Source organism: Curtobacterium sp. B18, assembly GCF_000333375.1.
Classification (GTDB): Bacteria; Actinomycetota; Actinomycetes; order Actinomycetales; family Microbacteriaceae; genus Curtobacterium.
The window spans coordinates 1-10,335 of sequence record NZ_BACZ01000041.1 but is presented as its reverse complement, the minus strand read 5'-3'; the positions used below and the strand labels follow the sequence as shown (position 1 = coordinate 10,335).

The window sequence follows — 10,335 nt, the reverse complement described above, 5'->3', positions numbered from 1 at the left end:
GCGCCCGATCCAGCCGGACCGCTTCGTCGAGAACTGGGACGACATCGCCCCGATCCTCGAGATGACCGACCAGGAGCTCACGGCCAAGGGCGAGCTCCCGCTGACCTTCTTCGAGGCGCTGACCGTCCTCGCTCTGGCGTGCTTCGCCGAGGCCCCGGTCGACGTCGCCGTGATCGAGGTCGGCATGGGCGGTGAGTGGGACTCCACCAACGTGGTGCAGAGCCAGGTGGCGGTGTTCACGCCGATCGCGATCGACCACGCCAAGCAGCTCGGCAGCACCGTCGCCGAGATCGCCCGGACGAAGTCGGGCATCATCAAGCCCGCGTCGTCGGTCGTGTCGAGCGCGCAGGCCCCCGAGGCGCTCGCGGAGCTCCAGCGCGCCGCCGAGCTCACCGAGTCGACCCTGGCCGTCGAGGGCGAGGCGTTCCGGGTCGTCGACGTGACGCCGGCCGTCGGCGGGCAGCTCATCACCGTGCAGGGCGTCGCCGGTCGGTACGACGACCTCTTCCTGCCGCTGTTCGGCCGCCACCAGGCCGACAACGCCGCCGTCGCGATCGCGGCCGTCGAAGCCTTCCTCGGCCGCGGCTCCCAGCCCCTCGACGAGGACGTCCTGTCCGAGGGGCTCGCCGGTGCGACGAGCCCCGGCCGGCTCCAGCCGATCGCCCAGGACCCGACCGTCGTGGTCGACGCGGCGCACAACCCGCACGGCGCCCGTGCCCTCGCCGAGGCGCTGCCCGTGGCGTTCCCGTCCGGCCACGTGGTCGGCGTCGTGGGGATCCTCGGCGACAAGGACGCCCGCGGGTTCGTCCGCGCGCTCAAGGACACGGTGGCGACCTTCGTGGTGACCCAGCCACCGGGGGAGCGTGCGCTCGACGCGGACGCGTTCGCGCGCGTCGTCGTCGACGAGGTCGGCGAGGACCGGGTGGTCGTCGAGCCGTCCCTCGCGGCCGCCCTGCAGGAGGCGCGTGACCTCGCCGACGACGCCGAGGCGGACGACGCCATGGTGCTCGTCGCCGGCTCGATCGTGATGGTGGGCCGGGTCATGGACCTGGTCCACGCGGAGGGCGAGGCGAAGTGACGGAGCCGAGCCGCGCCTCCAGGCCCGCCCGGGTGCGGAAGCCGCGTCGCGAACGCGGCGCGCGCGAGAGCCTGCTGTCGATCAGTCTCGTGCTCGAGGCGATCATGTTCTTCTTCCCGATGCTCGTCGTCTTCGGCAAGGGGACACTTCCGCCGGCGGTCGCGTTCGGCGGTGGCATCGGTGCGATGGTGGTGCTGGCGCTGGCCTCACGTCTGACCGGCAACCGGGCCGGTGTAGGGTTCGGGTGGCTGCTGCAGGCGGCCATCCTCGCCACCGGGTTCATCGAACCGTTCATGTTCGCCGTGGCCGTGGTGTTCCTGGCGCTGTGGGTCTTCTGCTTCGTCAAGGGCGGTCAGCTCGACCGTCAGAACGCCGCGAGACGCGCGGCCCTCGGCGAGGACTGACCACCCCGTTCGACCACGAAACACCAGGAGTTCTGCGTGTCCGATCTCGAAGAGACCCTCGTCCTCGTCAAGCCCGACGGCGTCGCCCGCCAGCTCACCGGTGAGATCCTCCGCCGGATCGAGGCCAAGGGCTACGAGATCGTCGACCTGAAGATGCTGACTGCGCCCCGCGACCTGCTCGACGCCCACTACGAGGAGCACCAGGGCAAGCCGTTCTTCGAGCCGCTCGTCGAGTTCATGCAGTCCGGCCCGGTCGTCGCCGTGCGCCTCGCCGGCAACGGCGTGATCGCCGGCTTCCGGTCGCTCGCCGGCACCACCGACCCGACCTCGGCCGCCCCCGGCACCATCCGCGGCGACCTCGGCCGCGACTGGGGCCTCAAGGTCCAGCAGAACCTCGTGCACGGCTCGGACAGCCCCGAGTCGTCGGCACGCGAGCTCGCCCTCTGGTTCGCCTGAGCTCCGGGAGCGCCGCGTGACGAACAACGACCGTCCCTCGAAGAACGAGCGTCGCCAGCACGCCCGTGACGTCGCCCGGCAGCGGGCCGAGGCTGAGAAGCGCCGCAAGCGTCGCAACCGCTGGTTCCTGCAGGGCGGCATCGGCCTCGGCATCATCGCGATCGCGGCCGTCGTCGCCATCGTCGTCGTGAACGTGAACAACCAGCCCGCCGTGTCCGCGGCCGGACCGAAGAACATGGCGACCGGCGCGATCCAGTTCACCGGCAGCGGCGGCGAGGTCACCCCGGTGACCACCCCGGCGGTCGGCGCGTCCGCGACCCCGTCGGCCGTGCCCACCGCGGCCGCCGACGGGAAGGTCCAGGTCACCGAGTACGTCGACTGGGCCTGCCCGGTCTGCAAGCAGTTCGAGGCGGCCTACGCCGACCAGATCCTCGACAAGGTGAAGTCCGGGGACGCGACGCTCGCGATCCAGCCCGTGTCGATCCTCGACCGCAGCTACCAGAACTCGCGCTACGCCAGCCGTGCCGCGAACGCCGCGATGTGCGTCGCGAACTACGCCCCGGACACGTTCCTCGACGTCCAGACGCAGTTCTTCGACAACCAGCCGGAGGAGGGCACGAAGGGCCTGACGAACGCCGAGATCGCGAAGCTCGTGAAGGCGGGCGGTGCGACCGGGTCGGACGTCTCCTCGTGCCTGTCGAGCGAACGGTTCCGCGGCTGGGTGACGAAGTCCACGAACGCCGTGCTGGCCGATCCCGCACTGCAGGGCACGCAGGGCTTCGGCACGCCGACCGTCCTCGTGAACGGCAAGAAGATCGCCACGCTGACGGACGTCATCACCGAGATCGACGCTGCGTCGAAGTAGCACGCACCACGAACGACGGCCCCCACTCCCGACCGGGAGCGGGGGCCGTCGTCGTACCGGCGCGGAGTGGGACTACGCCTTCCCACCGTTCTGCTCGACGAACGCCGCGAACGCGTCCGTGTCGGTGAGCGAGCCGTTGTACTGCTTGCCGTTCACGATCACGGTGGGGGTCCCGGTGACCTTGTCGAGCGACGAGTTCGGGATCGGGTCGTTCAGCACCCGGTTCGTCGCGTCGGCGACCCACCCGGCGAACGTCTGGTGCGTGATGCAGGACGCCACGTGCTCGTTCGTCGCCCCGGCGGCCTTCGCCAGTGATGCGAGCTTGTCGTTCGTCAGGCCGCGGGTGCTCTCGGACGGCTGGTTCTCGTAGAGCGACGTGTTGTACGCCAGGAACGCGTCCGGGTCGTAGTTCGCGACGCAGGCCGCGGCTGCCGCCGAGCGCGTCGAGTACTTCGACCCGAGCGACACGCGGTCGAGCAGGTTGAACGGGTGCAGCTCGAGCGTCGCCGAGCCGTCCTGCACCCACTGCTTGATCTGGGACATCTGGCTGGTCTCGAACTGGTTGCAGTACGGGCACATGTAGTCCGAGTACACGGTGATGTTCGCGACCGAGTCGTCCTGCTTCGTGGGCGTCGGCGTCCCGCCCTCCGGCGTCGCCTTGGTGGTCACGGGGACGATCTGCCCGTTCGAGCCCTTCAGGAGCACGCCGTCGCTCGCCATGTTCCTCGGCCCGGGGCCCGCGGGCTGCACGGAGTTCGCGACCACCACGACGACGATCGCGGCGACCGCGAGCGCACCCACGATGATGCCGCTGATCCCCAGCGTCTTGTTGCGGCGTCGACGCGCCTGCTCCTTCGCGCGGGCGAGGCGTGCGCGCTCCCGCGCCGCCTCCCGCCGGGCCTTCTTGCTCTCGTTCTCGCTCATCGCCATCGAGCGTAGGTCGAACGGGTGTGCCGATCGGCCGATCTGGCTGGGAAGGACCCAGGAATTCGATGACGCGTCATCGGTGACGCTCAGCGGACGATCAGAAGGACGAGAGGATCGTCGGGAACTTGATGAGGATCGTGACCACGATGAACAGGTAGTTCGCCAGCGGGAACGCCCAGCAGAACGGCAGCAGGGTCCGGCCGACCCGCTGTGCGCCGGCGCCGAAACGCCCCTGTGCGGCGTTCCAGATCGTGAACACCCAGAACATCGGGATCGTCATCGACCAGACGAGCATGCACCAGGGGCACAGCGCGCCGATGAACCACACGGTCTGGGTGAAGAGCCACGTGACGAACACCCACGCCAGGAACACGCCCGCGTTGAACGCGATCCAGAACCACCGCGAGCCGTTCCGGAACCCGGCGAGGAGCATGATCGCGACCGCGATCGGCGCGACGAAGCCCATCACGCCGAGCAGCGGGTTCGGGAAGCCGAACAGGTGACCCTGCCAGCTGGCCATCACGTCGGAGCAGCTGATGAACGGGTTGACGTCGCACGACAGGGCCTGCTTCGGGTTCGCGTACTTGGCGAACTCGTCGAGGACGAGGGAGAAGGACCCGAACAGGCCCACCACGCCGGTGACCAGGAGGAAGACGGCCATGGCGATCGGACGGCGGGCTGCGGGTGCTGGCGTGCTCACGGCGTCATCATCGCACGCTCGATCCGGTCCTTTCCCGGTGCGGCATGCGATAATCCCTGGAGGTCGTGCGGCCATCCGCACGACGACGAAAGCTTTCCGGGCCCAGCCCGGACGATCAGGTGCGGTGAGAGCGCACCGTGACCGGGACGCGCGTCACTCCGACGCCGAGCCGATCGGGCCGGGTGCCCGACGGAACGGCTGCGGACACCACAAGTTGACGCACCGGCCACAAGACAGCGAACGCGGGGGCGTGGTCGCCACCCGCTACAACTACAGAATTCCCGCCGTCCGTCAGGACGCGAGCGGGGTCAAGGAGTGCACCAGGTCCATGGTGGAGCAGAACAACGACNACACGAACAACGAAGAAGTCGCACCGAAGCGTCGCAGCCGCCTGTTCGGCGGTCGGCGTGCCCGGTCGACCGGCCAGGAGGCACGGGGGGACGCCCTGCAGACGGGTCCCGTCGAGCAGGTGACCGGGTCCCCGGCAGACGGCGTCTCCGACGCCGGCGACGCTCCGACGGAGGTCGGCGCGGAGGCGCTCGCGGTGACGGACGCAACGCCGGACGCCGGGGGAGCGCCGGAGGCGCCCACCGTGTCGGTCGCCGTCGAGGCGACCGCCGGCGGTGACGAGCCGCACGACGTCAGCACCCTCACCGGCGACCTGCCGGTGATCGCCGTCGGTGACGACGCCGAGACCGCTGCCGCACCGGCCGCCACGGCCGGGGCGGACGTGAGCCGCGCCTCCAGTCCGGCGGAGTCCGCCGACGAGCCGTTCGTCCCCAAGGCGACCAGCACGCTCAGCCTGATCTTCCACGCGCCGGTGCTGCCGGACCTGCCCGAGCGCGCGCCGCGGCACGACGAGGACGACGACGACGAGCAGCCCGGTGGCCGCCGTCGCTCGCGCCGTCGCGGCACGAGCGCCGACCGCGAGGGCCGTGAGCCGCGCGAGGGCCGTGAGCCGCGTGAGCCGCGCGACCACCTGGAGCCCCGCCGCCGCGAGGTCGAGTACATCACCGAGCCGCAGAAGGTGAAGGGCTCGACGCGACTCGAGGCCAAGAAGCAGCGCCGTCGCGACGGTCGCGACGCCGGACGGCGTCGCCAGGTCGTCACCGAGGACGAGTTCCTCGCCCGTCGCGAGAGCGTCGACCGGCAGATGATCGTCCGGTCGAGCGCCTCGAAGATCGAGATCGGCGTGCTCGAGGACGGGATCCTCGCCGAGCACTACGTGACGAAGTCGCACAACGTGTCGCTCATCGGCAACGTGTACCTCGGCAAGGTGCAGAACGTGCTGCCCTCGATGGAGGCGGCGTTCGTCGACATCGGCCGCGGGCGCAACGCCGTGCTGTACGCCGGCGAGGTCGACTGGAACTCGGTCGACACCGGCAACCACGGCCGTCGCATCGAGGCCGCGCTGAAGCCGGGTGACAAGGTGCTCGTGCAGGTCACGAAGGACCCGGTCGGCCACAAGGGCGCCCGGCTGACGAGCCAGGTCTCGCTGCCCGGTCGCTACCTCGTGTACGTGCCGAACGGCTCGATGAACGGCATCTCCCGCAAGCTGCCGGACACCGAGCGGGCGCGGCTGAAGAAGATCCTCAAGGAGGTCCTCCCGGAGCACGCGGGCGTCATCGTCCGCACCGCCGCCGAGGGCGCCACCGAGGAGCAGCTCACCCGCGACGTGCAGCGCCTCACCAGCCAGTGGGAGGCGATCCAGAAGAAGGTCGCGAACGGCCAGGCGCCGGTCATGCTCCACTCGGAGCCCGACCTGCTCGTGAAGATCGTCCGCGACGTCTTCAACGAGGACTTCACGAAGCTCATCATCGACGGGTCCGCCGCGCGCGAGACCATCGACGAGTACCTCACCGCGGTCGCGCCCGACCTCAAGGACCGGGTGGAGATCTACGACGGGCCCGACTCGTTCGAGGAGCACCGCCTCAACGAGCAGATCGAGAAGGCGCTCGACCGCAAGGTGTGGCTGCCCTCCGGTGGCTCGCTCGTGATCGACCGCACCGAGGCCATGACCGTCGTCGACGTCAACACGGGGAAGTTCGTCGGGTCCGGCGGCAACCTCGAGGAGACCGTCACGAAGAACAACCTCGAGGCGGCCGAGGAGATCGTCCGGCAGCTCCGCCTGCGCGACATCGGCGGCATCATCGTCGTCGACTTCATCGACATGGTGCTCGAGTCGAACCGCGACCTCGTGCTGCGTCGCCTCATCGAGTGCCTCAGCCGTGACCGCACGAAGCACCAGGTCGCCGAGGTCACCTCGCTCGGCCTCGTGCAGATGACCCGCAAGAAGATCGGTGTCGGCCTCCGCGAGTCCCTCGACGAGGTCAACGCCAAGGTCAACGACAACAACGCCGACCCGGGGCCGTCCAAGAGCCGTCGGAAGAGCCGCGGCGGGGCCGGCAACGGGAACGGCAACGGCAACGGCAACGGGAACACCTCCGGCAACGGCGGGGGCAACGGTTCGTCGTCGAACGGGTCGTCGAACAGCTCGCACGCGCACCAGATCACGGACGACGTGAAGAACGCGCTGTCCCGGATCGCCGCTTCGACCATCCCGCACGAGGAGCACGACGGGGCCGCGGCTCCGGCCTCCGCGCCGTCGGCCGGGTCGGGTGCGTCGGAGGCGTCGGAGGCGTCGGCATCGGCTGCGTCGGCCGCGTCGGCTGCGGATGCGCCTGCGTCCGACGGCGAGCAGCCGTCCGGACCGAAGCGTCGTCGTCGTCGCGGTGGTCGCGGTGCCGGTGCACCCGAGTCGACGGTGGAGACCGCTTCCGGCTCGTCGGACACGTCCGGTGCGCCGGCTGCGTCCGAGCCTGCTGCCGCTCCTGCTGCTGCCGCTCCTGCTGCTTCCGGTGCTGCTCCTGCGGCTGTGGCCGAGCCGGTCGCTGCCGCTCCGGCTGCTGCTCCGGTCGCCGAGGAGGCCCCGGCCAAGGCGCCGACCCGACGCCGCGTGAGCTCGAGCGCCCCGGTGACGCCGACCGAGACGTCCGTCGCGATCCTGGACATCCCGATCGCGGCGACGAAGCGCGAACCGCGCCGGGTCAGCGGCGACGCCGAGTCCCTGCTCGACTCCGTCCTGCAGGCGCTCCCGGAGCCCAAGCAGCCGGGGCAGGGGCGTTCGCGGTCCCGTCGTGTCTCGTCCCCGAGCATCAGCGCGCCGGCGACGGCCGAGGGTGACGACACCGACGACGGCGCCGTGATCCTGGGGAACTGACGATGTCGAACCCCGGCGACCCGCAGCGGTCGCAGCACGATCGCGGGTACTACGGCGCGGGCTGGTCACAGCCCGCGCCGCCGGCGCAGCCGTACGGGGCGCCCCAGGGCGGTTCGGACCCGGGTGCGCCGCAAGGTACGCCGTACGCGGGTGCACCGCAGGGCGGGCCGTACGCGGGTGGGCCGTACCAACGTGCGCCGTACCAGGGTGGGCCCTACCCGGCTCCCCGACCGCCCCGGGCAGCGGCGGACCCGCGCCGGGCCTTCGCGCCGGGAGCCTCGGTGACGAACACCGCCGGGGCGCTCATCGCGGTCGTGTCGATCGTGCTCGTCGAGTTCGTCTCGGGCCTCATCGGGTTGCTCGGCGCCTCGTTCGTCGTGCACCCGTTCGCCAGCTACGGCGCCGGCGGCAGCCTCATCGGCGGGTTCGTGTCCGGGGTCTTCGCCGCGCCCTTCCCGTTCTACGCCGGAGCGTTCCTCGCCCTGGCGTTCCTCGCGCCCATCGACCGTCGGAGTCCGCTGCCGACGGTCCTCCTCCGTGCCGTGCTCGCCGGAGCCGCCGGCACCATCGCGCTCGCGCTCGTCGGGGTGTTCACGGGGACCTTCGGTGCCGTCCGGTCCGGGGGCGCGCAGATCCTCATCGACGTCGTCACCCGGCCGCTGCAGTCCGGTGTGCCGTTCACGCTCATGCTCATCGCGACCTCCACCGCGGCGTGGCTCTGGCTCGGGCGTCCCCGGGGCGGTCGTCGGGCGCTCGGGGCTCCCGGCACGCCCGGGACGGTCCGTCCGGCCGACGCCGTGCCCCCGGCGACGGTGCAGTCCGGCGCGTCGGGTGTGCAGGGCCAGCCCGGAGGGCAGGGCCACCCGGGTCTCTCCGGCCAGCCGCCGCACGGCCAGCCGGGACAGTCCGGACAGTCGGGTGCTGGTCAGCCGGGTGTTGGTCAGCCGGGTGCTGGTCAGCCGGGTGCGCAGTGGCCGCCGGTGCCCCCGTCCGCGCCGCCGCAGGCTCCGTCGAACCCCTGGGGTCCTCCGGCCGCTCGCTGACCGCTCAGCGGCCCGCTGTGGCCTCGTGGGCCGTTCGCGGCCCCGTGCGCTGGGTCGCGCGGTGGTGCGGCGTTCGGCGTTCGTTGCCGGGTGCGAGGTTGCACGCGTGGTGCGCGCTTGTGGCGCCGCACGGTGCGATCAACCTCGCACGGAGTGCGCGACCGCGCACGGTGCGGCGTGGCGGGCGTGTGTCGCGCCTCCTGGCTGCCGTGGTGCGGCGTTCGGTACCGGGTGCGAGGTTGCACGCGTGGTGCTTGCTTGTGGCGCCGCACGGTGCGATCAACCTCGCACGGAGTGCGCAACCGCGCACGGTGCGGCGTGGCGGGCGTGTGTCGCGCCTCCTGGCTGCCGTGGGGCGGCGTTCGTCGCCGGGTGCGAGGTTGCACGCGTGGTGCTTGCTTGTGGCGGCGCACGGTGCGGGCAACCTCGCACGGAGTGCACGACCGCGCACGGTGCGCCAGCGCACCACCATCGTCGCCGCCCGTCGCCGCGCGCAGCCGCCGCGGCCCCGCAGCGGCCCGGCCGCGGCCGGTCAGAACGTGTGCTTGTCCCGCTGCGCGACCCGCAGCCCGCTGCGGATCAGCCGCAGCACCAGCTCGCGACCGGTGACCGCCGTGGCCCCCGCGGCGACGAGTTCGTCGTAGCGCGCGAGCGGCACGTCGTAGTGGTCGTGGTCGAACGCGCGCCGTGGGATACCGGCCCGTCGGGCGAACTCGTGCAACTCGTCGTATGATGTGTCACTGACGAGGTGCGACCACAGAGTGTCGTGAGCGGGCCACGTCGGCGGGTCGATCATCACGGTCACACGGCAATCGTACGTGCGTCGCCGTTTGACCGGACCTGGGGGCATCGAGTATTCTCGATCCCTGGTGTCAGCGGGCCGTTCTGCCTGCGTCGCCGATCGGGCCCGGCCCTCCGGGAACCGCTCGTGCAGAAGTGGGCACCCGAGACTTCCCTCAAGCAGAGTTACGTAAGGATTTCCACGTGGTTTACGCAGTAGTGCGCGCCGGCGGCCGTCAGGAGAAGGTCGAGGTCGGCACGATCATCACGATCGACCGTGCCAAGGCCGACGACAAGGGCAACATCGACCTCGCCCCGGTGCTCCTCGTGGACGGTGACAAGATCACGTCGGCGGCTTCCGAGCTCGCCAACGTGACGGTCACCGCCGAGGTGCTCGAGGACCTCCGCGGTCCCAAGGTCGTCATCCAGAAGTTCAAGAACAAGACCGGGTACAAGAAGCGTCAGGGTTTCCGCGCTGAGCTCACCCGCGTCAAGATCACCTCGATCGCGTAAGGCGGGAGTAGAAGATGGCACACAAGAAGGGTGCGAGCTCCACTCGCAACGGTCGTGACTCGAACGCACAGCGCCTCGGCGTGAAGCGCTTCGGTGGCGAGGTCGTCAACGCCGGCGAGATCATCCTGCGCCAGCGCGGTACCCACTTCCACCCGGGCGCCAACGTCGGCCGCGGTGGCGACGACACGCTGTTCGCCCTCTCGGCCGGTTCGGTCGAGTTCGGCACCAAGGGCGGCCGCAAGGTCGTCAACATCGTCAACGCGTAAGCAGTTCGACGATCTGACTCTGCGGGAGGGGCGGGCCACGAGCGCGCCCCTCCCGTTCTTTCGTTGCAACACCAAGGAGGGAC

The 10,335-nt window shown here is 70.8% G+C and carries 11 protein-coding genes; 8 read left to right on the top strand and 3 right to left on the bottom strand.

The features are described from left to right. The 4 genes from I5E_RS01120 to I5E_RS20840 all read left to right on the top strand — a co-directional run. Positions 1 to 1,078 (top strand): bifunctional folylpolyglutamate synthase/dihydrofolate synthase (locus tag I5E_RS01120; RefSeq protein WP_022905377.1); only part of this gene is annotated, 1,078 nt, incomplete at its 5' end. Then, complete coding sequence (locus I5E_RS01115; protein ID WP_022905376.1) at positions 1,075 to 1,482, top strand: DUF4233 domain-containing protein; 408 nt, start codon at positions 1,075 to 1,077, stop codon at positions 1,480 to 1,482. The genes I5E_RS01120 and I5E_RS01115, both read left to right, overlap by 4 nt. A gap of 36 nt (positions 1,483 to 1,518) precedes the next feature. Continuing rightward, complete coding sequence (ndk, locus tag I5E_RS01110) at positions 1,519 to 1,938, top strand: nucleoside-diphosphate kinase (protein WP_022905375.1); 420 nt, start codon at positions 1,519 to 1,521, stop codon at positions 1,936 to 1,938. Between the two features lie 16 nt (positions 1,939 to 1,954). Next, the gene (locus I5E_RS20840) at positions 1,955 to 2,803 is read left to right on the top strand and encodes a DsbA family protein (protein ID WP_022905374.1); all 849 of its coding nucleotides are present in this window, start codon (positions 1,955 to 1,957) and stop codon (positions 2,801 to 2,803) included. A gap of 72 nt (positions 2,804 to 2,875) precedes the next feature. Here I5E_RS20840 and I5E_RS01100 read toward each other — a convergent pair whose 3' ends face one another. Further along, the gene (locus I5E_RS01100; protein WP_031260947.1) at positions 2,876 to 3,727 is read right to left on the bottom strand and encodes a DsbA family protein; all 852 of its coding nucleotides are present in this window, start codon (positions 3,725 to 3,727) and stop codon (positions 2,876 to 2,878) included. Positions 3,728 to 3,827: 100 nt separating this feature from the next. Then, positions 3,828 to 4,430 carry a vitamin K epoxide reductase family protein gene (locus tag I5E_RS01095; RefSeq protein WP_031260945.1) on the bottom strand — a complete coding sequence of 201 codons (603 nt, stop codon included), beginning with the start codon at positions 4,428 to 4,430 and terminating at the stop codon, positions 3,828 to 3,830. Positions 4,431 to 4,758: 328 nt separating this feature from the next. Here I5E_RS01095 and I5E_RS01090 point away from each other — a divergent pair, with 328 nt between their 5' ends. Together I5E_RS01090 and I5E_RS25060 are read left to right on the top strand one after the other, a co-directional pair. Further along, positions 4,759 to 7,650 carry an Rne/Rng family ribonuclease gene (locus I5E_RS01090; RefSeq protein WP_022905372.1) on the top strand — a complete coding sequence of 964 codons (2,892 nt, stop codon included), beginning with the start codon at positions 4,759 to 4,761 and terminating at the stop codon, positions 7,648 to 7,650. Positions 7,651 to 7,931: 281 nt separating this feature from the next. Continuing rightward, positions 7,932 to 8,693 (top strand): hypothetical protein, encoded by a 762-nt coding sequence (locus I5E_RS25060; RefSeq protein ID WP_022905371.1) that lies wholly within the window; start codon positions 7,932 to 7,934, stop codon positions 8,691 to 8,693. Between the two features lie 532 nt (positions 8,694 to 9,225). Here the strand turns inward: I5E_RS25060 and I5E_RS01080 are convergent. Beyond that, entirely contained in the window at positions 9,226 to 9,498 is a 273-nt protein-coding gene (locus I5E_RS01080) for a DUF4031 domain-containing protein (protein WP_022905370.1), read from the bottom strand. Positions 9,499 to 9,677: 179 nt separating this feature from the next. Between I5E_RS01080 and rplU the strand changes: the two genes are divergently transcribed. Beyond that, positions 9,678 to 9,986 carry a 50S ribosomal protein L21 gene (rplU, locus tag I5E_RS01075; protein ID WP_022905369.1) on the top strand — a complete coding sequence of 103 codons (309 nt, stop codon included), beginning with the start codon at positions 9,678 to 9,680 and terminating at the stop codon, positions 9,984 to 9,986. Between the two features lie 14 nt (positions 9,987 to 10,000). Next, positions 10,001 to 10,252, top strand: a complete 252-nt coding sequence (gene rpmA / locus I5E_RS01070; RefSeq protein ID WP_022905368.1) for a 50S ribosomal protein L27 — start codon at positions 10,001 to 10,003, stop codon at positions 10,250 to 10,252. The last annotated feature ends 83 nt before the right edge of the window (positions 10,253 to 10,335 follow it).

Bases quoted from the DNA above. Each gene is read 5' to 3' on its own strand.
- I5E_RS01100 (WP_031260947.1), bottom strand. From the start codon at position 3,727: ATGAGCGAGAACGAGAGCAAGAAGGCCCGGCGGGAGGCGGCGCGGGAG.
- rpmA (WP_022905368.1), top strand. From the start codon at position 10,001: ATGGCACACAAGAAGGGTGCGAGCTCCACTCGCAACGGTCGTGACTCG.